Genomic DNA, 23,707 nt, shown 5'->3' on the forward strand with positions numbered 1-23,707 from the left:
ACTGCTCAAGCTATTCATAAAAAGGCCATGACGCACGCCTGTTTTCATAAGTTCATCGGCTCTATGGGCTATATTGCCATTAGCTCCAGTATTCGGCGCACTCCGTTACCATATTCATTATAAATACGATCAATTTACATGTTTTAGCCTGCCTTTAACTTATAATCAGTTGCAAACCGAAAACCTGAGACTAAGCTATTATAGCACACTCCGAACGCAAAGCATCCCCTTACGTCCTGAACAGGACATAGGGGGATGCAGGACAAATCGGGATTACTGAACGCCGCCTACTCGCCAGATGACATTATCTTCATCCTGACCGCTAACCGGCCACCACTTGAAGCCATCCTGCTCCAATAGCTTGTGAGCACCTTCCGGTCCCCATGAGCCTGCAGCATAGGTTTCCAGCGTATCTGGGGTCTGCTGCCATGCCTTGGCGATTCGATCGACGAATCCCCATGCCGTGGCAACCTCATCCCAACGCGTGAAGTACGTCGAATCACCCTCAATCGCATCCATCAGCAATCGTTCATAAGCCTCCGGTGAGTTGATACCCACCATACAGCTTTGGCAAAAATCCATAGCCAGCGGTTCAATATCTGATTCGGAACCAGGTTTCTTGGCATTAATTTTAATGTAAATGCCCTCCATTGGATTGACCCGAATCACGAGCAAGTTCGGTTCTAGCTTATGCTTTTGACCGAGATACACGTTCGTTGGCATGCTCTTAAATTCCACAACAATCTCCGTTGTTTTTACTGGGAGACGTTTGCCCGTACGAATATAGAACGGTACGCCAGCCCAACGGAAATTATCAACAAACACGCGTGAAGCAAAATAAGTCTCTGTGTTCGACTGTGGATCTACCTTGTCTTCTTGGCGATACCCCGGCAACTGCTGGCCGCGATAACTGCCTTCGGTGTATTGGCCACGTACCACATTGGTTTTCACATCCTCAGACGTTTCAAAAGGGCGCAGCGAACGCAGCACTTTTACCTTTTCATCACGGATATCCTCAGGCAACAAACGACTAGGTGGTTCCATCGCAATCATCGTTAGCATTTGCAACATATGGTTCTGTCCCATATCCCGCAAAGCGCCGGAATGATCGTAGTAACCTCCGCGTTCCTCCACCCCTACCGTTTCACTAAGCGTAATTTGCACATTGGCAATATGCTTATTATTCCACAGTGGTTCAAAGAAGGCGTTCGCGAAGCGGATCACCTCAATATTTTGTACCATTTCCTTACCAAGATAGTGATCAATCCGATAAATTTCTTCTTCGGCAAATACTTCTCGTATTTCAACGTTCAATTCTTGTGCAGATTCGAGGTTATAACCGAATGGCTTCTCAATTACTAGGCGATTCCAGCCTTTTCCATCCATCATGCCGCCATCTTTCAAGCTCTTCGACACGCTTCCGAATAATTCAGGAGCCAAGGCCAAATAAAACAACCGATTTCCCGGTATGTTAAACTTGCTTTCTATAGACTCCGTCTGCTGTCTCAGCTCATGGAACCCTTCGACATTGTTTATATCCAGCGATTTATATTCAAAATGCTCGGCAAATGCCTGCCATTCTTGATCATTTTCTGCTTTGTAGCGACTAAACTCCTGTATGGAAGCATACAGGTCATTACGGAATTCTTCCTCTGTGCGCGGACGCCTTGCTACACCAATAACGGCAAAATCTTCAGCAAGCTTGCCTTCGCGGTACAAGCTGTAAATAGCAGGAAAAAGCTTGCGACGAGCCAAATCGCCCGTAGCGCCAAAAATAAACAGAACTGCGCCTTGCGTCACAACAGATTCTTTAGCAGGTATGTCAGCCATGAAGTACCTCATTCTTCCCATGTCAAGATTCCGCAATCCACAATCCCCGAAATCCGCATGTAGTATTGTGTATATTTATACAAGATCATACTTGATTTTCGAAAAACATGGAACTAAAGATTTGATGATATTTTATCATATCCTACATGGATAAGCTATCCGATGAATCATAAATTTACCTTATAAGTCAGTATTCAATCGTGATGAGCGGGAAACCGAGCGTTATACGTGTATTCTGCTGCTCCCTATCTTCATGTACAGCCATCTGCATCTGGACCTGATGCTCACCGCTTTGAATCATTAACGGCAGCTCTGGAGCTTCATAGGATATAGCCACAGTAGTCGCATCCGTATATCTTTCTTTGGCCTGCATGGAGATGTTCTCTGCTAAGCTCGCCTCTGTCAGTTTCAACAGTTGATCTTTGGATTCCTTTGTATGCAGCGAACGCTGAAGGGCTGTGTTCCACTGCGCTTGAATCCCCATAGATTTTAATTGCTCAGCACAAAGTTTATGAAGCTGAATCAACCGCTCACGTCCTGCATTATTACTCTCCAGTTGAACAACTACATACCATTGTCCAGTTTGACGTTCCATCACATTTAAGCGGATTCTTAGATCCTCACTATGACGAACAGAACGATAAACCGTGTGTCCATTTTCTACGAGTTTGTTTACTGTGGGTATATTCAGCTGATCGGCTATCTGTGCCGCCACATCTGCCGGCTCTTCATGGTTAGAAATCCAATCGCCTTGCCACTTCACAACCAGCTTATCCAACGTACCCGGGGCCTGGTCCGAGATGATTAACAATGAACGTAAAGCCGTTTCTGCTTCGCGGGAATCATATCGGTTTGTCTGAAGGGTTCCGTAGCGCCAGCCAGCCAGTACCAGCACCGTTCCTAATACCAAAATTGCAATAATCCCTTTTTTAATCAGCTCTGCTTTTAACATTATCGTTCCCCCCGCTCCACAACCATCCGATTCCCACACCTACGCTCTGGTTACTTTCTTTTTCGGCTGGTTTGAAATCTATCAATCTATCAATAGCATTCCCTTTGTCAAAGGTTTTATACACACAGCTACGGCAAAGCCCTTCTAAAATATTCATCTGCCTACTGGGTGTTCGACCATACATCGTAGGCACCGTAAGAATAGACTATGATCACAATGCATCTTACACCAAAAGAGGTGAAATCATGTTTCCGATTTATCCTGTAAATGAAGCCAATGTGGCACCTCATGGTGGACGTCTGGTCTGTGCCGTTATGCGTGATGGTACACGACACATCGGCATCTTAAGTGGGTGTAGCAAAGGCAAGCTGATGTTGAACGGATATCCACCCTCCTTTCCTGGCAGTCTCTACGCCGGGAGCTACAATAACAAAGGAAAACAATCCCCAAAAAAGAATTCCTCTAAAAAGAAAAAAAGGAATCCTAAAAACAAAGCTCGTACCTCTGCCAAACTAAATGCCTTAATTAAGCCACCTAACGAACCTCTGAGTCCATCCTTTCCTTATGACGCAGGCGGATTTGCTGGAAATGGTTATAGTAGTTATGGAAATGGCAGACCAGGCTATCGCGGTGGGTACGGCGGATATGGATACGGTGCAGGGCTTGCACTAGATCTGGCTTTAATCGCCTTTTTATTCCTCCTGATCTAAACACCTTGTTATGGAATACAAAAAACCGGAGGACTATTGTCGTCTCCGGTTTTTTGTATTCGTTTATTCTACATTCTACTCTGCTAATCCGTTCTTATAGGCATAGATCGCCGCCTGTGTACGGTCTTCCACTCCTAATTTAGCGAGAAGGTTCGTGACATGGAATTTTACCGTCTTAATCCCGATAATCAGCTCATCTGCGATATCCTGATTAGACTTCCCTTGTGCCAACAGGCGAAGCACCTCCATCTCACGATCAGTCAGTTCCGTATGCGCGGGTGCCTCAGCCTGTGGCTGGCGAAATCGATTCATCATCTTGGAGGCCACCTGTGACTCTAGTACGGACTGTCCGCGTGCAGCTGCACGGATCGCATCCGCTATCTCGGAAGCACGAGACGTTTTGAGCAAATAGCTGAATGCCCCTGCCTCAATGACCGGATACATTTTCTCATCGTCCAAATAACTCGTCAGCACAATCACCTTTGTCTCTGGAAGCAGACGAGTTACTTGGCGTGTCGTTTCGATGCCATCCATGCCATCCATGACCAGATCCATCAAAATGACATTTGGCTTGTATTCGGAAGCCAACCGTATGCCTTCTTCTCCGCTTCCAGCCTCGCCGACCACTTCAATACCTTCTTCCGTCCCCAGCACCGCCGCAAGACCAATCCGTACCATTTCATGGTCGTCTACCAGCAGTACGCTAATCGGTAATTCCGTTTCCATGATCATCGTTCCTTCCGCTTTCATCATTAATAACTGGCACGGACACCTCGATCCGTGTTCCTTTTCCCGGTGCCGTTATATATTGAATAGCTCCCCCAATTTCACTGACCCGCTCCTGCATTGTGGATAATCCATATGAAGTCTGCTTTTTCTCATCCAGTTCAAAACCAATACCGTTATCCCGAATCGTCAGCCTGATGGAATCCGGGCGTTGCACGATACGAATTTCCATGCGGGTTGCTTTGGCATGACGCAATGTATTAGACATCGCTTCCTGAACAATACGAAACAAGTGGTTCTCAATGCCTTTAACCAACTGTACTCCGCTTTCAATCTCAAAATCAATCTCCATCGGTACCTTTGCCTGCAACTCCTGTACCAAATCACGCAAACCCTGCTCAAGCCGTTTTCCTTCCAGATAGACAGGCCGCAGATGAAGTAGTAACGCCCGCATTTCGGATTGTGCCACGGAAGACATTTCTTCAATTAGCGCAACTTGACGCTGCGCTTTATCAAAATCCTTATCCAGCGTCCTCCCCACAGCCGTCGCCGTCATTGAAATAGCAAATAATTGCTGTGATACGGCGTCATGCAACTCTCTGGCCAGCCGCTGCCGCTCCTCCACAATCGCAGTCATCCGTGCCTGTTCTGCCAACTGAGCATTATCCGTGGATAAGCGTTGTAAAGACGTAACTTGTTCCTGCCATTTACGCCCGATCCGTTCCAGCTGCTCTCCCAGCCTGCCAAGCTCATCATGCCCTAGGGACGGCAACTCACGTGCAGGGGTTCCCTTTTCCCACATCAGCAACGTCTCTCTCAACATTTCCAATCTGCTTTTAAAGCGGTAGCTCTCATAAAATCCGTACATTGCCCCTGTACCAATCAACACCAGTATAACGGCTCCTGCAACTTTCAATATCATGCCCCAGGTTGGGAACGACTTCACATATCCATATGTATACAGCATATAAAAGACAACTACGCCCACAACAACACACAGGAGGATACCTTCACCCATACTGCGGGTTACCATGTTGGACGTTTTTTTATGATTCATCCCGGCTCCTCCTGATTCAATAAAATCGGACGCGGACATCGCCCGCCAAGTACGAAACGACAAACTTCACTTTATACTCACTCTGCTCAAAATGGGGAGACTTCCAAACCAGTCGATTGAGCATCCCCGCCTCATGATCCCGGTCAAACTGAATCTGTCCGAACAATACGAGCATCTCCACCTCTACACCGTAATTATCCGGTAACGTGATGTCAATGTCACCGAAGATCCCTTGTAGAAATATGACGGACTCACGTTCCTCTGGGAGAGCCAACGTCAGGTCAGCATCCACGTCCCCAACCACATGCCATATGCTTGTGCTGCGCAGACTCCAAGGCACTTCATCCCATTTATGATTGGATATAAAATTGTGCTTGAATATGGAGCTTTGACCTTTATGCAGCTTCCTTGAACGTGAATAGAATACAGCTAATGATGCTAGTGTAACTACCACAAACAGGAACAAATGATCCAGCACTAACAGTCCAGCACCAATCGCAAGCATCGTGTAACCTTTTTTGATTTTGGAATTACGGATCTTATATATTCCGGCCAACATTAGGATCAGTGCAACCACGGAGAGGAACCCAATCCACTGACCGAATAAAATGATAATCCCGATGCCAATTCCTGCCAGTGCCAAGGCTGATTTTTTTCTCTCCATGCTGCACCCCCTTTATGTTTATACAGGACGGAAAAGCCATAGTGGCGCGACATTCCGCCATATGGCTTTCCCGGACCATACAGATTGAGCACGATCATCGACCAATGTCCATTCCATACAGCATATCATAATGTCTTGTTTCCGAGTAGTCAGTCCTTCTTCATATCGACTGGTTTAGCACCTGTCTGAATTTTGGACTTAAGCTGTTGAAGCTGCTCATCCACTTTAAACTGTTTTTCAGCCTCAGCTGGATTAATATATGCTTCTCCTGGAGCTTGACGGTAAGGAGCACGCAGTACGTCAGCTTCAGCTTCCATTTGCATGATTTTTTCTTCCATACGGTGGAAGCCCAATGAAGCAGACCCACTTTCAATCGTGTGCAAACTATTGATTTGAGACATTTGCTTTTTAGCTTTCGCCATTTGAGCACGGGATACCAACTCATTGCGCTTGTTGCGCATTTTATAGAACTCATCTTTCATGTCGTGAAGCTGTTGTACTAATTCTTTTGCTTGAAGCTCAGCTTGTGTATGCAAGTCGCGGTATTCGTCCTGCTTTTGCACAAAATAAATCTTCTCTCCCAACAGCTTTCGTGCTACTTCTTCCTGACCATTTCGTAATGCGGATTCGGCTTGCTTCTCACGCTCATTGGATACACGTACCGCTTCCTCCAAACGCTGTTTCATACGTCGTTCATTCGCCATTTGCTTGGCAACCGTTACCTCAGCCTCGTGAATTTCCGCCTCCATATCGCGCAAATATTGATTCAACATAATAATCGGATCTTCCACTTTATCCAACACTTCATTCACCGATGCTCTTGTCATATCCTTCATTCTTTTAAAGATCCCCATTATTTACGATCTCCCTTCTCGAATTGCTCTACTTTTTTGCGTAACTCTGCCAATTCTTTTTTCATTGCCTTTTTCTCAATATCTTCCATCATGGAATCCAAGTCGTTGTTCTGACCTGTGTTAAATTTGGATGAGTTGCGGGCATCTTGACCAAAAAACGGGTTCGAATTGCCGTATGCGCCGCCCTGATTGTAACCAGTTCCCTGCCCATACTGCGATCTTGTATTGTTACTGCCATAATAGCGCGGGTCCTGTTGATTATAGGGTCCGCTGTCAGGGCCAAATCCTCCATCGAAAGGAGATCTCGGCTCCTTGGAGATAACCAGTGCCGCAATCACATAAATCATAAATGTGGTTCCTGCTGTAATAAAGAAACTGATCACAACCAGAATACGAATCCATGTTGAGTCCATTCCTGTTGCGTCAGAAAGACCGCCACATACACCTGTTATTACTCTATCCCGGCTTGATCTGTAAATTCGGGTCATTATCAATTTACTCCTTCCCGCTGTTGTCCAGCTTGCTTTTCAGTCTCTCCCACTCTTGTTCAAGCAACGATCCACCGCCTTGGGCATCCTGTACATGGTCGCCCTCACCCCGACGTAAATCACGCAGACTCATCGTTTCTGCTTCCATATCGGCTACTCGGTCTTCCAAGCGGTTGAACATTCGGGGAACATTTCGTCCACCGTATGTACCAGCCCGTTCGTTCATTTGCTGCTGGAGTCTCAACGTCTGTACACGTGCCGCATAATACTGACGCTTGCTGTGTACCGTTTGATATTCTGTCTTTAACGTATCTAGCTGTTGTTCTAGCTCACGTAGTGATTCACGGCTCTGCTCCCACAGTTCTCTATACTGCTCTTCTTTTTCTGCATATAGCATTTTCTCCTGAAGGGCCAGCTTCGCGATATGTTCTTCATCAGCCTTCAAAGCCAGTAGCGCCTGTTCCTCCCGTTTGGTCTGCATGGACAATGCATGATCCAACTGCTGCTTCATCTGTCTTGTGTGCATCGCATACTGTTGATGGAGTTTTTCCGCTTCGGCAATTTCCTGGCGGGTATTATACAAGAACTGGTCAATTAGTTGCACCGGGTCTTGGCTTTGTTCCAAATGCTCATTGAAGGTCGCTACCGTGATATCTCGCATTCTTCGAAAAACACTCATTTGCGTCTGCTCCTTTCACAATTCGTATTTCCATAATTTATCACTTCGTTGCTACAATCTTTTTTCATTCGTCAAACTGCTAAAATCAGTAACGTCTTCTGCGGTCACTCAGCAGGGAAACACCAAATATGATCAACCCGATTGCCAGTAGCGGTCCCAGAAGCCAGGACAGTTTGCCAAGCAAAATCAGTACCCCGAGTACAAGTACGATCCAGCCGAAGAGCGCATTTCCTTTTTTCACACCGTAGTAGCCTAGCATGACCATAGCTATCGGAATTAAGTAACCAATCAGATGTCCTAAAAAGTGACCGAAAAACGGAGTAAACTTACCGAGCAGCATAATCGAACCCAACACGATCAGTACAATGGCTAACCCATTCCCTTTGTTAACTCTCATCATCTCTCACCGCCTTTCACTGTGTCTTGCTTATGTTCTTATTGTACGCTGACTTAGCGTTCGACAAAACGGACCCCAGACGGTTTTTGAACCTAGACCTAAGTCGGGGATGAATATAGACCTGCGGCTATCACCCTCTATGCTGTTCTGCTGCACGGGCTATCGAGTGTTGCTCACCCGCTTGCTTGGAGCGTAGTGACAGGACAAGACAAGCCAGTAACGCTATAGCTGCAACCATATAAGGCAGGTTAATATGAACATCGAACAACAGTCCTGCAATTAACGGTCCAATCACATTACCCAAGCTTGTATAGGACGAGTTCATTCCTGCCACAAAGCCTTGCTCATCTCCGGCCTGCCGCGATAGAGAAGTGCTTACTGCTGGACGAAGGATATCCATAGCCAGAAAAATGATAAAGGTCGTCAGCATAATCATCACATACTGTTTAGCAAATAGGGTTAGAAAAATGAAAACGCCCCCAATAGCCAAACAGAGGTGAATTACTTTTTTCTCTCCAAAACGATTAATGATCCATCCAAATATAGTTGCTTGGACAACTGCTCCCATAATGGAGCCTGTCGTTATAATGATGGCAATATCCATTGGTGTAAAACCATATTTATGGTCAACAAACAGTCCAAACACTGTTTCAAAGTTCGCTAACCCAAAAGCAACGACAAATACAATGAGTAAACCCATGAAATATGGAGATTGATATGACTTGGCAAATTGCTGCAAAAGATTTTCTTTTTGACGTGGAAGCTCTCTATTAAATTGTTGCTTTTCCTTGCTTAAAGACTCAGGCAGCACTAACAGAGACAAGATAGCCGCTATTCCCGCAGCTCCTGCTGCCGCAAAGAAGGGAATGCGTATTCCATATGTGGCAAGCAAACCGCCAATCCCTGGTCCTATTATGAAGCCTGTGTTGATCGCTGCATTGATCATTCCCATTCCCTTGCCTCTTTCCTCAAACGAGGTCACATCAGCGACATAGGCCATAATAGAAGGAGTAAGCAATGCTGCCCCTGCTCCACCCATGATTCGTGCTATGAACAGGGTAGGAATGGAATTTGCCAGTCCAAAAACAAGCTCTGATAACATGAAGATGAACATCCCAGAAACAATCAACTTTTTACGTCCATAACGATCAGACAACTTTCCTGACAATGGTGATAACAAAAGCTGTGTCAACGCAAAAGCTGCAACCATCAGCCCCATCGAGGAACCATTCATCCCTAGCTCACTTATAAACTTAGGTAACACAGGGACAACTAAGCCAATCCCCATGAATGCCAAAAAAATGTTAAGCATCAATAACAGCATTGCTCCTCGATTTCTTGTGAGTATAGACATATTTCCACCCTTCCTTTTCCGTATCTCTTTATTTAATATTAGATAAACTTTATTATTTTTCAAAAACAATTGAAACTAAAATTGTTTTCTTAGTTTTCATATACAAAAATGGCCTCTTCAAATATGCAGCATATTGTTGAGGCTATTTTTTTATTTTTCGACCAATCCGAACAACAGAATATCTACAATAGAATAAGTTGCTTCCTCTACCGTCACACTGTTATCCAGAAAGAAACGCTGATCAAGCGTTAAATTTACAGATTCAATAATAAGCTTCATGATCAGAGCCTCATTTTTGTTCACTATTATTCCTTCTCGAATGCCTTCCTGAATTAATGTTCTAATCGGAGACCAGTCATTTAAATCGGCATGTACCCTTTTCCATTGCTCAGGATAATACTTTTTCATCTGGTCCAATATTCTTAAATCGTAAAACTTATAATACAGAGGCATGACCCTAATCGACTGCTTAATCTTGTCTAACAAAGATAACTCATTATTTTCGATAATTTGCTCAGTTTTACGAATCATATCATCATTAGTACGCTCAATAAGTGTTTCTAAAATAAGCGTCTTAGACGAAAAATGTTCATACAACGTACGCTTACTAATGGCGAGTCTTTTCGCAAGATCATCCATCGTAAATTTCAAACCATTTTCATGAACTTCCTCTACAAAAGCCTCCAAAATTCTTTCCTGCATATTCGTCCTCATTTCTTTCGCGCTCAGTAAACTAGAAAAGTTTTTTCAGTACCATTATCTTATGATAAGATCAAAGCGCTGGTCAAATCCATGTTAACCTTGTTGCCAAAATCATGAATATATAATAAAAAGGATGATAAAATGCCTTTAAGCATTTTATCACCCTTTTGTGTATACCGGCGAGAGGACTCGAACCTCCACGGTTTCCCACTCGATACCGAATACAATCTTGATAATACCTTGTTTAATGAAGGAAAATAAGCGCTGCTCGTCGATTTCGACCCGCAAGGTAATCTGTCGATGTACTTTGGTATTGAGCAGCGGGATCAACTTCCGTAGCTATGGTCTGCGACAGGACTAACTCAGTTGCTCAGTATCAAGGAATTTAGAATACTTGTACAACTTCTTTAATATCATCAATTTCCTCAAGAATTGCGCGCTCAATAGCAACCTTTAACGTAATCGTAGCACTTGGGCAACCATTGCAAGCTCCCAAAAATCTTAATTTTGCTATACCGTTCTCAACTTCGACCAGTTCAGCATCTCCACCGTCACGCAGTAAGAAAGGACGTAGTTTGAGAAGAACTTCCGATACTTCATCGAATAAAACTCCATTTTCATCCATTATGTCAACTCCTCCCATTTTTTATCAACCGTCAATTCAGACCTTTTTTCACCCTAGATCGTCTGAGTGATCCTTTGCTTTTTGCCTAAGAGTGACCTCTTGATCCGAAAGTTCCCTTATAAGCGTATGAATAGAGTCTAAAGGTATCATCACACCACAACTTGCGCTCAATCCTGACAGCATATTGAAGCAGAACTGAAGTTTTCGTATCTCTCGGGTAATTTGAGCTAGTTCTGAATCGTCCGAATTATTTTTCTTCATTACTAGCACCTCTTTAAAGAATGATAAAGGTTTGATCTATTAAATTAATGAATCAACCGATGCTTCCTTCCATCTCAAATTGAATCAACCGATTCATTTCAACGGCATATTCCATTGGCAATTCTTTGGTAAACGGTTCAATAAAGCCCATTACAATCATTTGTGTAGCATCTTGTTCTGTAAGCCCGCGGCTCATTAAGTAAAACAATTGTTCCTCGGACACTTTGGATACTGTTGCCTCGTGCTCCAAAGTAATCTGATCGTTTTTAATTTCATTGTACGGAATCGTATCTGATGTTGACATGTTGTCCAATATCAACGTATCGCACTTAATATTGGACTTGGACCCTGCGGAATCGCGGCTGAAGCTGGACAACCCTCGGTAGTTTACTTTTCCGCCCTGCTTGCTGATGGATTTGGATATAATCGTAGATGTTGTCTCGGGAGCAAGGTGAATTACCTTCGCGCCAGCATCTTGATGCTGATCTTTACCGGCTACGGCAATAGACAGGATGGACCCCTTGGCTCCCCGTCCTTTCAATAATACTGCCGGATACTTCATTGTTACCTTGGAGCCGATGTTGCCGTCCACCCATTCCATTGTGGCATTTTCTTCTGCCACAGCCCTTTGGGTTACCAAGTTGTAGATATTAGGAGCCCAATTCTGAATGGTCGTGTAACGGACACGGGAATCTTTCCGGCAAATAATTTCAATAACTCCACTATGCAGAGAACTGGTACTATAAATAGGTGCTGTACATCCTTCAACATAATGGACAAAGCTGCCCTCTTCGGCAATAATTAATGTCCGCTCGAATTGACCCATATTTTCAGAATTAATACGGAAATAACCTTGTATAGGAACCTCGCACTGAACACCCTTCGGAATGTATACAAAGCTACCGCCTGACCAAACTGCACTATTAAGCGCCGCAAATTTATTGTCGGCAGGAGGGATGATCGTCCCAAAATGTTGCTTAAACACTTCGGGGTATTGCTTTAATGCACTATCCGTATCAAGGAAAATAACGCCCTGATCCTCCAGTTCTTTCCGCATGCTGTGATAAACTACTTCCGACTCATATTGAGCGGATACGCCCGCCAGGAACTTTTGCTCCGCTTCAGGGATTCCCAGCTTGTCAAAGGTTGCTTTGATCTCGGAAGGAACCTCCTCCCAGGTCTTTCCCTGTTTTTCAGAAGGGCGAACGTAATACTGGATGTCATCAAGATTTAGCCCGGTCAAATCCGCTCCCCATTCAGGCATCGGCATTTTGTAGAATTGATTCAAAGCTTTCAACCGAAAATTGAGCATCCACTCCGGCTCTTCCTTGATCCGGGAAATTTCCCGGACAATCTCTTCCGTCAGACCTTTTCCAGATTGAAAAATAGACTGGTGCTTGTCGCGAAACCCATATTTATATTCGCCCATATCTGGTGCTTTTTTAGCCATTAGTATCACTCCTTTTTAACCTTTCAAGATTCATTTTGATTTGCTATGATCTGCCGAGCTTGCTTTCCACTAAATCTTTTAGGCGACTGCGAACACCTTCCAGCGGGATCTCCGAAATGACAGGAGCGAGAAATCCGAAAATAACAAGATGTTCGGCTTCACTCCGTGATATCCCGCGCGACATCAGATAATAGATTTGCTCTGCATTTACTTGCCCCACGGATGCAGCATGACCCGCGGTTACATCATCCTCATCTATCAGCAGGATCGGATTGGCATCGCCGCGAGCTTTAGGACTTAGCATAAGCACGCGTTCTGTTTGCTGACCATCACAATGGGTTGCGCCTTTTTCAATCTTTGTAATGCCGTTAATAATGGCCGTAGCTTCTTCAAGCATGACTGCACGCGTAATCATCTGGCTTACCGAGCTTCTGCCAAAATGCTGAGCTTGAGTTGTATAGCTCGATTTTTGATTGCCCGTGCCAATAGCAATCACCTTATTGTCGGAGACCGCCCCGTTGCCTTGTAGCAAAGTCTTGGTATCGCTGGCGGTATAACCATTGTTCATCTCACCAATAATCCATTCCACACCCCCATCAGCAAGAACGACCGCCCGTCGCTGAGTGAAATCTGTTGTAGTTGCAGCAAGCTGATGAACCGAAGCTACTTGCACCTTTGAGCCCGCCCCCGCGAAGACCTCCGTCACACCGTTATGCAATACCTTGACATCATCACCACTCGATACACAATTATCCACATAAGTGATCTTGCTGTTGCTCCCTGCCACAATTAAGACGTGAGGAGCAAAACACACACCGCTTGTATCGTTAAGAAAGATCGCTTGAATAGGTGCTTCAACCTCTACACCGTCTGGGACATATAGAAAAACGCCACCACTCCATAAGGCACTGTGTGCAGCAGATAAACGATGTTCTTCTGGCTTTACTGCCTGAAAGAGATAACGTTGAACCAGCTCCTCATGCTCTTTTGCCGCAGTATGCAGATCCGTTAAAATGACTCCCTGGGCGGCTAAGCTCTCGGACAATTTCGTATACACTACATCCGAGTTGAACTGAACGATTAGTCCGCCTTTCACCGGAGAAGCAACCAAACCTCGAACAACCTCCGGCGCTTCCTCCAAACTAGACCACGCATTCTCAGCCTTGTAATCTCCACTTTCGTAGATATCCCATTTTTCGAGATTGATTTTCTCCACTTTAGGCAACTCCAGCGTCCCTGCCAGTTCGAGTGCGTGAACGCGGCGTTCAATCAGCCAACGAGGTTCATCCTTAGCGCTTGACCATGCGCGTAAATCGTCCACATTCATTGAAACTCTAGCTTGTATATCCACGTGCTGTTCCTCCTCTCCGGCTTTTAAGCTTCCCTTACCGTCTCATCCGTAATCCCAAGTTCCTCCTTCACCCAATCGTACCCTTCAGCCTCCAAACGGTGGGCAAGCTCCGGACCGCCAGATTTAACTATCCGGCCTTGCATCATGACATGCACAAAATCCGGGGTAATATAATTCAACAGTCGTTGATAATGGGTGATGATTAAAAAGCCTCTATCCGGGCTGCGCATCTCATTTACGCCATTGGCCACAATACGCAGTGCATCAATATCAAGCCCTGAGTCCACTTCATCCAGGATCACAAACTTGGGTTCAAGTAGCATCATTTGCAAAATCTCATTCCGCTTTTTTTCACCGCCAGAGAATCCCTCATTCAAATAACGATGCACAAATTCCGGGTTCATCTCCAGCCCCTTCATTTTGCTCTCCATTTCACGGATAAAACGGATTAAGGATATCTCATCGCCTTCTTCACGCCGTGCATTGATGGCACTTCTGAGAAAGTCCGAGTTGGTCACGCCAGCAATTTCACTTGGGTATTGCATAGCGAGGAACAAGCCTGCCTGGGCACGCTCATCCACCTCCATCTCCAGAAGGTCTTCATTGTCCAATGTCACCTTACCGCCAGTAACCTCATATTTGGGATGGCCCATTAAAGCTGAAGCCAATGTACTTTTTCCCGTCCCATTAGGCCCCATAATCGCATGAATCTCTCCGCCATGAATCTCCAGTGTGAGCCCTTTTAAAATTTCTTTCCCTTCAATCTTGGATCTTAATTCCTCAATCTTTAATGTCGTCATTTATCGTAAACTTCCCTTCGGAGTATTCTTCGGCACGCGCCACCAAATCACTCATAAATTTTCCAATAGTCTGCAGCTCAACCTCTGAATAGGATTCAATGAATTGGTAAAACCTTTCTTCTTTTTCTTTGTGCAGTTCTTTATGCAAATGATAAACGTGTCTTCCCTTATCCGTTAAACTAAAGTAAATCTCCTTACGATTGCTGTTCAGTTGACTTCTCATAATGAAGCCCATTTCCAGCAGCTTTGCACTAATTTTAGTAATGCTAGCTTTGGACAACCCCATCTTCTCCACAATCCCGGTATGATTTATCGGTTCATAATCACCAATGCAATCAATAACGTGTACACTAGTAATATTGTTGGAGAGCATGTCAATCTGGTACTTTCTGGCCTGTTGCCGAAACGAGTTAAATTCTTGTTCAGTATACAGCTCATTCAGATGTAGCATTTTAATATATTGCTCGTAAAGATGACCTTTAAAATGATTTTGAAACTCCAATTTCCCAATCTCCCCTCTCTTGTAGTAGTTGCAGACCAAGTTCAGTGTCACCATTAGATTATTTTTTGTTCACTAGTAAACAAAATTATATTAACACAATTGATATTGATAATCAATATCAATTGTGTTAAATGTGACGCAATTTTGGAGGCGCTTTTCATGGGTTTATTGTCATTGTCATCGGCCTCATGCTGTGTTTTGACTAGGGCACGTCCCGGAAATGGTTTTGCCTACCTCTGATCAATTCGGCAGCACCCGGATGGATATGGTAACTGAAGCCAAGTCCAATACCGTTGCCTATGAACGTCATGGTACACCTGCCACAGACCGGGGTCGCTACCGTAAAAAGAGGACAAAGGTGGTGCTTGGCCGAGCTGTTTTAAAGCCGTACCGCAGCGTTTGAGTACGCTATCGTGAGCATGTATGGCAATGAATAATCCGTCAGTTACCTGTGTCTGGATATGTTATGGGGCCAAAGAGTATACCAAAAACTGTGGTTTTTGCTGGTGAATCCGAACAGGCGATGCTCCATTCTAGCCAGCACCGATCTGACACTGGAGGCGACCTAGATCATCGAACTTTATACCGCCCGGTTCAAAATCAAATGCACCTTCTGGGCGCTAAAGCAATCCATCGGCGGATTCAGCTACCACTTTTGTAGCAAATCCATTCCGAAGCTCAACCGGTATTTGAAAAAGGATCGGGTTCACCCTCTGGAGTTGTTGGAAGAGGAGAAAGCGCAACGGGACATCCGCCTAACTGTAAAGATGAGAATGGTAAACGATAACCAAAATGGATCCCTACGGGGCTTAAGATAAAAGGAACCAAGAAAAGAGCCGAAATCTTGCTTCAGGAAGCCAGGAAGAATTATCATATGGAAGGACAAGCACTCGCGGTTGAAAACGAAGATATGCTGTAAGAGTAAAAGCGGCTACTCCATCCGGTAATAGCAAAAGGCTGTTCGCAGACTTTATGCTTCAATGGCTAGAGATGATGAAAAACAGTATCGGGCTTATCTCCTATATCTCCTATTCCGACACTGTAAAAGGCCGCGTAGATCCTTTTTCCGAGAGAAAGGGATGTATTGCTTGATGATTTAACTACAGAGGATTTTCAGACCTTGTATACCCATGAAATGAATGTGCAAGGTGTCAGCGCCAATACCGTTATTCATTACCACGCGAACATTTGCAGAGCCCTTCAGTATGCCGTGAAAATAAAGCTGATTGTGGCGAATCTCCCTGACTTAGTTGAAAGCCCAAAAAAGAACAATTACGTCGTGAGCTTCTACAATGCCGAGGAGCTGAAGCAACTCCTCGCAGTAATCCGAGGCGAAAGAATTGAGCTTTTCGTTATCCTGGCTGCCTTTTATGGGCTAAGCCGAAGCGAGGTCGTAGGATTAAAATGGTCGGCTATTGATTTATTGAATTGGACTATTAATATTAAACATACCGCCACATCGGGCAATTTGAATGGTAGATATATTGAAATTGAAAATGACCGAACCAAGAATAAAGCCAGTCGCCGTATACTGCCACTGGTGGACACGTTCTATGAGCTTCTGATTCGTATGAAGGAATAACAGGAATCCTATCGCTTATCTTCTGACAATTCTTATTGTCTTGAATACCTGGAGTATATTTATGTAGATGTATTAGGGGTAAGCATGAAAGAAGTTCAGGAATGGTTAGGCCACAGCGATTATGCAACAACGGCAAATATTTATTCGCATTTCGAATACAACTCAAAGGTGTCTTCAGCTCAAGCAATGAGTGGGGTACTAAAGCTCAAATAAAAAAAGCCCACTAGAGATTATCTCTAATGAACTCTTTTAGTTAATACCGGCGAGAGGACTCGAACCTCCACGGTTTCCCACTCGATTTTGAGTCGAGCGCGTCTGCCATTCCGCCACGCCGGCATATTCAATTATGGAGGCGCCACCCAGATTTGAACTGGGGAATAAAGCTTTTGCAGAGCTTTGCCTTACCACTTGGCTATGGCGCCAGAGTGTAACAAAGCGGACGACGGGAATCGAACCCGCGACCCTCGCCTTGGCAAGGCGATGCTCTACCGCTGAGCCACGTCCGCATAAAGATGGCTGGGGATATAGGATTTGAACCTATGCATGACGGAGTCAAAGTCCGTTGCCTTACCGCTTGGCTAATCCCCAATAAGTAAAGGGCGGCCGATGGGGCTTGAACCCACGAATGCCGGAGTCACAGTCCGGTGCGTTAACCACTTCGCCACGACCGCCGCAAGTAATGAATAATTGGCAGGGGCAGCAGGAATTGAACCCACACCAACGGTTTTGGAGACCGTTGTTCTACCTTTAAACTATGCCCCTATAAAACTGGTGGAGGATGATGGATTCGAACCACCGAACCCGTAAGGGAGCAGATTTACAGTCTGATGCGTTTGGCCACTTCGCTAATCCTCCAAAAATGGTGCCGGCGAGAGGACTTGAACCCCCAACCTACTGATTACAAGTCAGTTGCTCTACCAGTTGAGCTACACCGGCACATAAAATATTCAATTAAAAGTGGCTCGGGACGGAATCGAACCGCCGACACGAGGATTTTCAGTCCTCTGCTCTACCGACTGAGCTACCGAGCCTTATTATAAGGCTCTTCATTAAACGTTGTATTACTAATGGCGGAACTGACGGGATTCGAACCCGCGATCTCCTGCGTGACAGGCAGGCATGTTAGGCCTCTACACCACAGTTCCACAATAAATTTTAATTGGTTGCGGGGGCAGGATTTGAACCTGCGACCTTCGGGTTATGAGCCCGACGAGCTACCGAACTGCTCCACCCCGCGACAATAATAAATATTTAATTTTCAAATGGTGGAGGCTGAGGGGCTCGAACCCCCGACCCTCTGCTTGTAAGGCAGATGCTCTCCCAGCTGAGCTAAGCCTCCACAATTAAGCACTTCTCATATTATACCATAATGAACTTTTTATTGCAAGTTCTTTTATAATATTTTTATGACCCGTAGGGGATTCGAACCCCTGTTACCTCCGTGAAAGGGAGGTGTCTTAACCCCTTGACCAACGGGCCATGCAATAAAATAATTATGGCGGAGAGAGAGGGATTCGAACCCTCGAGACGCTTTTGGCGCCTACACGATTTCCAATCGTGCTCCTTCGGCCAACTCGGACACCTCTCCATATGGCTCCCCGAACAGGACTCGAACCTGTGACAACTCGATTAACAGTCGAGTGCTCTACCAACTGAGCTATCAGGGAATATTAAGCATTTGTTTCAAGGTTACACCCTGAAAACTGGATCCGAAACTCATTTGCGCTTTATTTTAGGATAAGCCCTCGACCGATTAGTATTGGTCAGCTCCATGCATTACTGCACTTCCACCCCCAACCTATCTACCTCGTCGTCTTCAAGGGGTCTTACTAATTGGGAAATCTCATCTTGAGGGGGGCTTCACGCTTAGATGCTTTCAGCGCTTATCCCTTCCGTACATAGCTACCCAGCGGTGCTCCTGGCGGAACAACTGGTACACCAGCGGTACGTCCATCCCGGTCCTCTCGTACTAAGGACAGCTCCTCTCAAATTTCCTACGCCCACGACAGATAGGGACCGAACTGTCTCACGACGTTCTGAACCCAGCTCGCGTACCGCTTTAATGGGCGAACAGCCCAACCCTTGGGACCTACTTCAGCCCCAGGATGCGATGAGCCGACATCGAGGTGCCAAACCTCCCCGTCGATGTGGACTCTTGGGGGAGATAAGCCTGTTATCCCCAGGGTAGCTTTTATCCGTTGAGCGATGGCCCTTCCATGCGGTACCACCGGATCACTAAGCCCGACTTTCGTCCCTGCTCGACTTGTAGGTCTCGCAGTCAAGCTCCCTTCTGCCTTTGCACTCTTCGAATGATTTCCAACCATTCTGAGGGAACCTTGGGGCGCCTCCGTTACTCTTTAGGAGGCGACCGCCCCAGTCAAACTGCCCACCTGACACTGTCCTCGCACCGGATCACGGTACCAAGTTAGAACCTAGATACGATCAGGGTGGTATCCCAAGGATGCCTCCTCTCAAGCTGGCGCTCAAGATTCAACGGCTCCCACCTATCCTGTACAGATCGTACCCAAATTCAATATCAAGCTGCAGTAAAGCTCCATGGGGTCTTTCCGTCTTGTCGCGGGTAACCTGCATCTTCACAGGTATTAAAATTTCACCGGATCTCTCGTTGAGACAGCGCCCAAGTCGTTACGCCATTCGTGCGGGTCAGAATTTACCTGACAAGGAATTTCGCTACCTTAGGACCGTTATAGTTACGGCCGCCGTTTACTGGGGCTTCGGTTCATAGCTTCGCCCGAAGGCTTACCACTCCCCTTAACCTTCCAGCACCGGGCAGGCGTCAGCCCGTATACTTCGCCTTGCGGCTTCGCACAGACCTGTGTTTTTGCTAAACAGTCGCTTGGGCCTTTTCACTGCGGCCCCCTCGGGCTATTCACCCTACCGAGGCACCCCTTCTCCCGAAGTTACGGGGTCATTTTGCCGAGTTCCTTAACGAGAGTTCTTCCGCGCGCCTTAGAATTCTCTTCTCGCCTACCTGTGTCGGTTTGCGGTACGGGCACCTTCTCCTGGCTAGAGGCTTTTCTTGGCAGTCTGAGATCATGACCTTCGCTACTATAATTTTCGCTCCCCATCACAGCCCAGCCTTAACGATGTGCGGATTTGCCTACACACCAGCCTCACTGCTTAGACGGACATCCATCAGTCCGCGTCACTACCCTACTGCGTCACCCCATTGCTCATAACGGATTACGGTGGTACAGGAATTTCGACCTGTTGTCCTTCGACTACGCCTATCGGCCTCGCCTTAGGTCCCGACTTACCCTGAGCGGACGAACCTTCCTCAGGAACCCTTAGGCTTTCGGCGGATCTGATTCTCACAGATCTTTTCGTTACTCATACCGGCATTCTCACTTGAATGCAGTCCAGCGCTCCTTACGGTACACCTTCAACCCGCATTCAACGCTCCCCTACCCCTGATGCAAGCATCAAGCCATAGCTTCGGTGGTGTGTTTAGCCCCGTTACATTTTCGGCGCAGAGTCACTCGACCAGTGAGCTATTACGCACTCTTTCAATGGTGGCTGCTTCTAAGCCAACATCCTGGTTGTCTGTGCAACTCCACATCCTTTCCCACTTAACACACACTTGGGGACCTTAGCTGATGGTCTGGGCTGTTTCCCTTTCGACAATGGATCTTAGCACTCACTGTCTGACTCCCGGAACTAAATCTATGGCATTCGGAGTTTGACTGAGCTTGGTAACCCTTGCGGGCCCCGCACCCAATCAGTGCTCTACCTCCACGATTCTATTTCCGAGGCTAGCCCTAAAGCTATTTCGGGGAGAACCAGCTATCTCCGGGTTCGATTGGAATTTCTCCGCTACCCCCACCTCATCCCCGCATTTTTCAACATGCGTGGGTTCGGGCCTCCAGTGCGTGTTACCGCACCTTCACCCTGGACAGGGGTAGATCACCCGGTTTCGGGTCTACGTCCACGTACTCAAGATCGCCCTATTCAGACTCGCTTTCGCTGCGGCTTCAGCTCTTCACCTTAACCTTGCACGGGAACGTAACTCGCCGGTTCATTCTACAAAAGGCACGCCATCACCCATAGATCGGGCTCTGACTTCTTGTAAGCACACGGTTTCAGGATCTATTTCACTCCCCTTCCGGGGTGCTTTTCACCTTTCCCTCACGGTACTGCTTCACTATCGGTCGCCAGGGAGTATTTAGCCTTGGCAGATGGTCCTGCCGGATTCATACGGGGTTTCACGTGCCCCGCACTACTCGGGATCCGTCTCGGAGAGAACAAGTTTTGAACTACAGGGCTTTTACCTTCTCTGGCGGGCCTTTCCAGACCTCTTCATCTAACCGGTTCCTTTGTAACTCCATGTGAGACGTCCCACAACCCCAAGGAGCAAGCTCCTTGGTTTGGGCTAATCCGCGTTCGCTCGCCGCTACTGACGGAATCACTATTGTTTTCTCTTCCTCAGGGTAATTAGATGTTTCAGTTCCCCTGGTCTGCCTCTATTCTGCCTATGTATTCAGCAGAAAGTGACTGTCGATGAAGACAGCCGGGTTTCCCCATTCGGACATCCCCGGATCAAAGCTTGCTTACAGCTCCCCGAGGCCTTATCGTTGTTCGCCACGTCCTTCGTCGGCTCCTGGCGCCTAGGCATCCTCCGTGTGCTCTTTGTAGCTTAACCTAGTATTTACATGGTAAATACGATTTGCTTTGAATTTCGGTTCAACACAAATGTGTGAATAAAATTCAAGGCAGCTACCTTTATTTCACTTGTTTACACAAGATCAGCTTAAAGGAATATTCTAAAACGCAATTTCGTTTCGGTATCCAGTTTTCAAGGTGCAATTCGCTTCATTGAAGCGAAACCCGATGAATATTTCGGTTCCACACGGATGTGTGAATGAAACATTCGTCGAAGTTTGAGAGTTTGAGCTCTCAAAACTGAGCAACGAGTGAGTAAGTTAAGGATATTCATTTCATTCACACGAACGTGATGAACCGAATTGAATATCCGGTCGCAGGTACATTGTACCTGCTTATTTGAATGTTTCCGTTGCAGGAAACGATTCTCCATAGAAAGGAGGTGATCCAGCCGCACCTTCCGATACGGCTACCTTGTTACGACTTCACCCCAATCATCTACCCCACCTTCGGCGGCTGGCTCCCTTGCGGGTTACCCCACCGACTTCGGGTGTTGTAAACTCTCGTGGTGTGACGGGCGGTGTGTACAAGACCCGGGAACGTATTCACCGCGGCATGCTGATCCGCGATTACTAGCAATTCCGACTTCATGTAGGCGAGTTGCAGCCTACAATCCGAACTGAGACCGGCTTTTCTAGGATTGGCTCCACCTCGCGATTTCGCTTCCCGTTGTACCGGCCATTGTAGTACGTGTGTAGCCCAGGTCATAAGGGGCATGATGATTTGACGTCATCCCCACCTTCCTCCGGTTTGTCACCGGCAGTCTGCTTAGAGTGCCCAGCTTGACCTGCTGGCAACTAAGCATAAGGGTTGCGCTCGTTGCGGGACTTAACCCAACATCTCACGACACGAGCTGACGACAACCATGCACCACCTGTCTCCTCTGTCCCGAAGGAAAGGCCTATCTCTAGACCGGTCAGAGGGATGTCAAGACCTGGTAAGGTTCTTCGCGTTGCTTCGAATTAAACCACATACTCCACTGCTTGTGCGGGTCCCCGTCAATTCCTTTGAGTTTCAGTCTTGCGACCGTACTCCCCAGGCGGAATGCTTAATGTGTTAACTTCGGCACCAAGGGTATCGAAACCCCTAACACCTAGCATTCATCGTTTACGGCGTGGACTACCAGGGTATCTAATCCTGTTTGCTCCCCACGCTTTCGCGCCTCAGCGTCAGTTACAGCCCAGAGAGTCGCCTTCGCCACTGGTGTTCCTCCACATATCTACGCATTTCACCGCTACACGTGGAATTCCACTCTCCTCTTCTGCACTCAAGCTCCCCAGTTTCCAGTGCGACCCGAAGTTGAGCCTCGGGATTAAACACCAGACTTAAAGAGCCGCCTGCGCGCGCTTTACGCCCAATAATTCCGGACAACGCTTGCCCCCTACGTATTACCGCGGCTGCTGGCACGTAGTTAGCCGGGGCTTTCTTCTCAGGTACCGTCACTCTTGTAGCAGTTACTCTACAAGACGTTCTTCCCTGGCAACAGAGCTTTACGATCCGAAAACCTTCATCACTCACGCGGCGTTGCTCCGTCAGGCTTTCGCCCATTGCGGAAGATTCCCTACTGCTGCCTCCCGTAGGAGTCTGGGCCGTGTCTCAGTCCCAGTGTGGCCGATCACCCTCTCAGGTCGGCTACGCATCGTCGCCTTGGTAGGCCTTTACCCCACCAACTAGCTAATGCGCCGCAGGCCCATCCACAAGTGACAGATTACTCCGTCTTTCCTCCTTCTCCCATGCAGGAAAAGGATGTATCGGGTATTAGCTACCGTTTCCGGTAGTTATCCCTGTCTTGTGGGCAGGTTGCCTACGTGTTACTCACCCGTCCGCCGCTAGGTTGTTTAGAAGCAAGCTTCTAAACAACCCCGCTCGACTTGCATGTATTAGGCACGCCGCCAGCGTTCGTCCTGAGCCAGGATCAAACTCTCCATTAAAGACCAACCGAAGTTGGTTTATAGAAAGAGCGATAAGCTCATTTTGAAACTGACGAGATAAAAATATCTCTTGTTTGATTTTACGAACAAAATCGTTTTACTCACTCGTTGT

General features: G+C 46.5%; 19 protein-coding genes, 15 tRNA genes and 2 rRNA genes. 3 read left to right on the forward strand and 33 right to left on the reverse strand.

Annotation, left to right across the window (positions count from 1 at the left end):
* Nucleotides 1–273: 273 nt before the first annotated feature.
* Together zwf and ACM1ND_RS22100 are read right to left on the reverse strand one after the other, a co-directional pair.
* Entirely contained in the window at nucleotides 274–1,830 is a 1,557-nt protein-coding gene (gene zwf, locus ACM1ND_RS22095) for a glucose-6-phosphate dehydrogenase (protein ID WP_023990232.1), read from the reverse strand.
* A gap of 187 nt (nucleotides 1,831–2,017) precedes the next feature.
* Entirely contained in the window at nucleotides 2,018–2,782 is a 765-nt protein-coding gene (locus ACM1ND_RS22100) for a YwmB family TATA-box binding protein (RefSeq protein WP_028541400.1), read from the reverse strand.
* A 245-nt stretch (nucleotides 2,783–3,027) separates the two neighbouring features.
* On the opposite strand from ACM1ND_RS22100, the gene ACM1ND_RS22105 reads away from it, so the two are divergent.
* A complete protein-coding gene (locus tag ACM1ND_RS22105; protein ID WP_279834590.1) occupies nucleotides 3,028–3,492 on the forward strand; it encodes a hypothetical protein in 465 nt (154 codons plus the stop codon).
* A gap of 75 nt (nucleotides 3,493–3,567) precedes the next feature.
* On the opposite strand, the gene ACM1ND_RS22110 is transcribed toward ACM1ND_RS22105, so the two are convergent.
* From ACM1ND_RS22110 to ACM1ND_RS22175, 14 genes are all read right to left on the reverse strand, one after another.
* Nucleotides 3,568–4,218, reverse strand: a complete 651-nt coding sequence (locus ACM1ND_RS22110; protein WP_013372995.1) for a response regulator — start codon at nucleotides 4,216–4,218, stop codon at nucleotides 3,568–3,570.
* A complete protein-coding gene (locus ACM1ND_RS22115) occupies nucleotides 4,196–5,275 on the reverse strand; it encodes a sensor histidine kinase (protein WP_418026570.1) in 1,080 nt (359 codons plus the stop codon). The genes ACM1ND_RS22110 and ACM1ND_RS22115 overlap by 23 nt, the downstream gene beginning before the upstream one ends.
* Nucleotides 5,276–5,291: 16 nt before the next feature.
* Nucleotides 5,292–5,939, reverse strand: a complete 648-nt coding sequence (liaF, locus tag ACM1ND_RS22120; RefSeq protein ID WP_023990237.1) for a cell wall-active antibiotics response protein LiaF — start codon at nucleotides 5,937–5,939, stop codon at nucleotides 5,292–5,294.
* A 149-nt stretch (nucleotides 5,940–6,088) separates the two neighbouring features.
* Complete coding sequence (locus ACM1ND_RS22125; RefSeq protein ID WP_023990238.1) at nucleotides 6,089–6,793, reverse strand: PspA/IM30 family protein; 705 nt, start codon at nucleotides 6,791–6,793, stop codon at nucleotides 6,089–6,091.
* On the reverse strand, nucleotides 6,793–7,281 hold the full coding sequence (locus ACM1ND_RS22130; protein WP_023990239.1) for a PspC domain-containing protein: 489 nt from the start codon (nucleotides 7,279–7,281) through the stop codon (nucleotides 6,793–6,795). The genes ACM1ND_RS22125 and ACM1ND_RS22130 overlap by 1 nt, the downstream gene beginning before the upstream one ends.
* Before the next feature lie 7 nt (nucleotides 7,282–7,288).
* On the reverse strand, nucleotides 7,289–7,960 hold the full coding sequence (locus ACM1ND_RS22135; protein ID WP_418026571.1) for a PspA/IM30 family protein: 672 nt from the start codon (nucleotides 7,958–7,960) through the stop codon (nucleotides 7,289–7,291).
* Between the two features lie 85 nt (nucleotides 7,961–8,045).
* A complete protein-coding gene (locus ACM1ND_RS22140) occupies nucleotides 8,046–8,357 on the reverse strand; it encodes a LiaF transmembrane domain-containing protein (protein WP_013311898.1) in 312 nt (103 codons plus the stop codon).
* Between the two features lie 130 nt (nucleotides 8,358–8,487).
* Nucleotides 8,488–9,711 (reverse strand): MFS transporter, encoded by a 1,224-nt coding sequence (locus ACM1ND_RS22145; RefSeq protein WP_418026572.1) that lies wholly within the window; start codon nucleotides 9,709–9,711, stop codon nucleotides 8,488–8,490.
* A gap of 150 nt (nucleotides 9,712–9,861) precedes the next feature.
* Nucleotides 9,862–10,413: a TetR/AcrR family transcriptional regulator gene (locus tag ACM1ND_RS22150; RefSeq protein WP_023990242.1), complete on the reverse strand. Its 552-nt coding sequence runs from the start codon at nucleotides 10,411–10,413 to the stop codon at nucleotides 9,862–9,864.
* 385 nt (nucleotides 10,414–10,798) lie between these two features.
* Complete coding sequence (locus ACM1ND_RS22155; RefSeq protein ID WP_013373004.1) at nucleotides 10,799–11,038, reverse strand: NifU family protein; 240 nt, start codon at nucleotides 11,036–11,038, stop codon at nucleotides 10,799–10,801.
* A 313-nt stretch (nucleotides 11,039–11,351) separates the two neighbouring features.
* Complete coding sequence (gene sufB, locus ACM1ND_RS22160) at nucleotides 11,352–12,749, reverse strand: Fe-S cluster assembly protein SufB (RefSeq protein WP_023990245.1); 1,398 nt, start codon at nucleotides 12,747–12,749, stop codon at nucleotides 11,352–11,354.
* Nucleotides 12,750–12,792: 43 nt separating this feature from the next.
* Nucleotides 12,793–14,100: a Fe-S cluster assembly protein SufD gene (gene sufD / locus ACM1ND_RS22165; protein WP_023990246.1), complete on the reverse strand. Its 1,308-nt coding sequence runs from the start codon at nucleotides 14,098–14,100 to the stop codon at nucleotides 12,793–12,795.
* 23 nt (nucleotides 14,101–14,123) lie between these two features.
* Nucleotides 14,124–14,900, reverse strand: coding sequence for a Fe-S cluster assembly ATPase SufC (gene sufC / locus ACM1ND_RS22170; RefSeq protein WP_023990247.1), 777 nt, complete (start codon nucleotides 14,898–14,900; stop codon nucleotides 14,124–14,126).
* A complete protein-coding gene (locus ACM1ND_RS22175) occupies nucleotides 14,881–15,402 on the reverse strand; it encodes a MarR family transcriptional regulator (RefSeq protein WP_023990248.1) in 522 nt (173 codons plus the stop codon). The genes sufC and ACM1ND_RS22175 overlap by 20 nt, the downstream gene beginning before the upstream one ends.
* Before the next feature lie 220 nt (nucleotides 15,403–15,622).
* On the opposite strand from ACM1ND_RS22175, the gene ACM1ND_RS22180 reads away from it, so the two are divergent.
* Nucleotides 15,623–15,805, forward strand: a complete 183-nt coding sequence (locus ACM1ND_RS22180; protein ID WP_023990249.1) for a hypothetical protein — start codon at nucleotides 15,623–15,625, stop codon at nucleotides 15,803–15,805.
* A gap of 681 nt (nucleotides 15,806–16,486) precedes the next feature.
* Nucleotides 16,487–16,984: a tyrosine-type recombinase/integrase gene (locus tag ACM1ND_RS22185; RefSeq protein WP_418026573.1), complete on the forward strand. Its 498-nt coding sequence runs from the start codon at nucleotides 16,487–16,489 to the stop codon at nucleotides 16,982–16,984.
* A gap of 257 nt (nucleotides 16,985–17,241) precedes the next feature.
* Here ACM1ND_RS22185 and ACM1ND_RS22190 read toward each other — a convergent pair.
* The 17 genes from ACM1ND_RS22190 to ACM1ND_RS22270 form a co-directional block, all read right to left on the reverse strand.
* Nucleotides 17,242–17,320 (reverse strand) — tRNA-Leu (locus ACM1ND_RS22190).
* A gap of 11 nt (nucleotides 17,321–17,331) precedes the next feature.
* A tRNA-Cys gene (locus ACM1ND_RS22195) sits at nucleotides 17,332–17,406 on the reverse strand.
* 12 nt (nucleotides 17,407–17,418) lie between these two features.
* Nucleotides 17,419–17,490, reverse strand: a tRNA-Gly gene (locus ACM1ND_RS22200).
* Nucleotides 17,491–17,497: 7 nt separating this feature from the next.
* Nucleotides 17,498–17,572 (reverse strand) — tRNA-Gln (locus ACM1ND_RS22205).
* 10 nt (nucleotides 17,573–17,582) lie between these two features.
* Nucleotides 17,583–17,655: transfer RNA gene (locus ACM1ND_RS22210), tRNA-His, on the reverse strand.
* Nucleotides 17,656–17,672: 17 nt separating this feature from the next.
* Nucleotides 17,673–17,746 (reverse strand) — tRNA-Trp (locus ACM1ND_RS22215).
* A gap of 7 nt (nucleotides 17,747–17,753) precedes the next feature.
* Nucleotides 17,754–17,839, reverse strand: a tRNA-Tyr gene (locus tag ACM1ND_RS22220).
* 5 nt (nucleotides 17,840–17,844) lie between these two features.
* Nucleotides 17,845–17,920, reverse strand: a tRNA-Thr gene (locus ACM1ND_RS22225).
* A 22-nt stretch (nucleotides 17,921–17,942) separates the two neighbouring features.
* Nucleotides 17,943–18,015 (reverse strand) — tRNA-Phe (locus ACM1ND_RS22230).
* 37 nt (nucleotides 18,016–18,052) lie between these two features.
* Nucleotides 18,053–18,129 (reverse strand) — tRNA-Asp (locus ACM1ND_RS22235).
* Nucleotides 18,130–18,144: 15 nt separating this feature from the next.
* Nucleotides 18,145–18,221 (reverse strand) — tRNA-Met (locus ACM1ND_RS22240).
* Nucleotides 18,222–18,247: 26 nt separating this feature from the next.
* Nucleotides 18,248–18,323: transfer RNA gene (locus tag ACM1ND_RS22245), tRNA-Val, on the reverse strand.
* Between the two features lie 68 nt (nucleotides 18,324–18,391).
* Nucleotides 18,392–18,463, reverse strand: a tRNA-Glu gene (locus ACM1ND_RS22250).
* A 17-nt stretch (nucleotides 18,464–18,480) separates the two neighbouring features.
* Nucleotides 18,481–18,572: transfer RNA gene (locus tag ACM1ND_RS22255), tRNA-Ser, on the reverse strand.
* A 3-nt stretch (nucleotides 18,573–18,575) separates the two neighbouring features.
* Nucleotides 18,576–18,651: transfer RNA gene (locus ACM1ND_RS22260), tRNA-Asn, on the reverse strand.
* A gap of 66 nt (nucleotides 18,652–18,717) precedes the next feature.
* A 23S ribosomal RNA gene (locus ACM1ND_RS22265) occupies nucleotides 18,718–21,644 on the reverse strand.
* Between the two features lie 395 nt (nucleotides 21,645–22,039).
* Nucleotides 22,040–23,595, reverse strand: a 16S ribosomal RNA gene (locus ACM1ND_RS22270).
* Together the 16S and 23S rRNA genes with 15 tRNA genes alongside form the textbook arrangement of a ribosomal RNA operon.
* Nucleotides 23,596–23,707 lie beyond the last annotated feature (112 nt).

Origin of the sequence: Paenibacillus sp. JJ1722 (assembly GCF_048282685.1) — a bacterium.
In the GTDB taxonomy this organism is placed as follows: Bacteria; Bacillota; Bacilli; order Paenibacillales; family Paenibacillaceae; genus Paenibacillus; species Paenibacillus polymyxa_B.

Bases quoted from the DNA above. Each gene is read 5' to 3' on its own strand.
- zwf (WP_023990232.1), bottom strand. From the start codon at position 1,830: ATGGCTGACATACCTGCTAAAGAATCTGTTGTGACGCAAGGCGCAGTT.
- ACM1ND_RS22100 (WP_028541400.1), bottom strand. From the start codon at position 2,782: ATGTTAAAAGCAGAGCTGATTAAAAAAGGGATTATTGCAATTTTGGTA.
- ACM1ND_RS22105 (WP_279834590.1), top strand. From the start codon at position 3,028: ATGTTTCCGATTTATCCTGTAAATGAAGCCAATGTGGCACCTCATGGT.
- ACM1ND_RS22110 (WP_013372995.1), bottom strand. From the start codon at position 4,218: ATGGAAACGGAATTACCGATTAGCGTACTGCTGGTAGACGACCATGAA.
- ACM1ND_RS22115 (WP_418026570.1), bottom strand. From the start codon at position 5,275: ATGAATCATAAAAAAACGTCCAACATGGTAACCCGCAGTATGGGTGAA.
- liaF (WP_023990237.1), bottom strand. From the start codon at position 5,939: ATGGAGAGAAAAAAATCAGCCTTGGCACTGGCAGGAATTGGCATCGGG.
- ACM1ND_RS22125 (WP_023990238.1), bottom strand. From the start codon at position 6,793: ATGGGGATCTTTAAAAGAATGAAGGATATGACAAGAGCATCGGTGAAT.
- ACM1ND_RS22130 (WP_023990239.1), bottom strand. From the start codon at position 7,281: ATGACCCGAATTTACAGATCAAGCCGGGATAGAGTAATAACAGGTGTA.
- ACM1ND_RS22135 (WP_418026571.1), bottom strand. From the start codon at position 7,960: ATGAGTGTTTTTCGAAGAATGCGAGATATCACGGTAGCGACCTTCAAT.
- ACM1ND_RS22140 (WP_013311898.1), bottom strand. From the start codon at position 8,357: ATGAGAGTTAACAAAGGGAATGGGTTAGCCATTGTACTGATCGTGTTG.
- ACM1ND_RS22145 (WP_418026572.1), bottom strand. From the start codon at position 9,711: ATGTCTATACTCACAAGAAATCGAGGAGCAATGCTGTTATTGATGCTT.
- ACM1ND_RS22150 (WP_023990242.1), bottom strand. From the start codon at position 10,413: ATGCAGGAAAGAATTTTGGAGGCTTTTGTAGAGGAAGTTCATGAAAAT.
- ACM1ND_RS22155 (WP_013373004.1), bottom strand. From the start codon at position 11,038: ATGGATGAAAATGGAGTTTTATTCGATGAAGTATCGGAAGTTCTTCTC.
- sufB (WP_023990245.1), bottom strand. From the start codon at position 12,749: ATGGCTAAAAAAGCACCAGATATGGGCGAATATAAATATGGGTTTCGC.
- sufC (WP_023990247.1), bottom strand. From the start codon at position 14,900: ATGACGACATTAAAGATTGAGGAATTAAGATCCAAGATTGAAGGGAAA.
- ACM1ND_RS22180 (WP_023990249.1), top strand. From the start codon at position 15,623: ATGGTTTTGCCTACCTCTGATCAATTCGGCAGCACCCGGATGGATATG.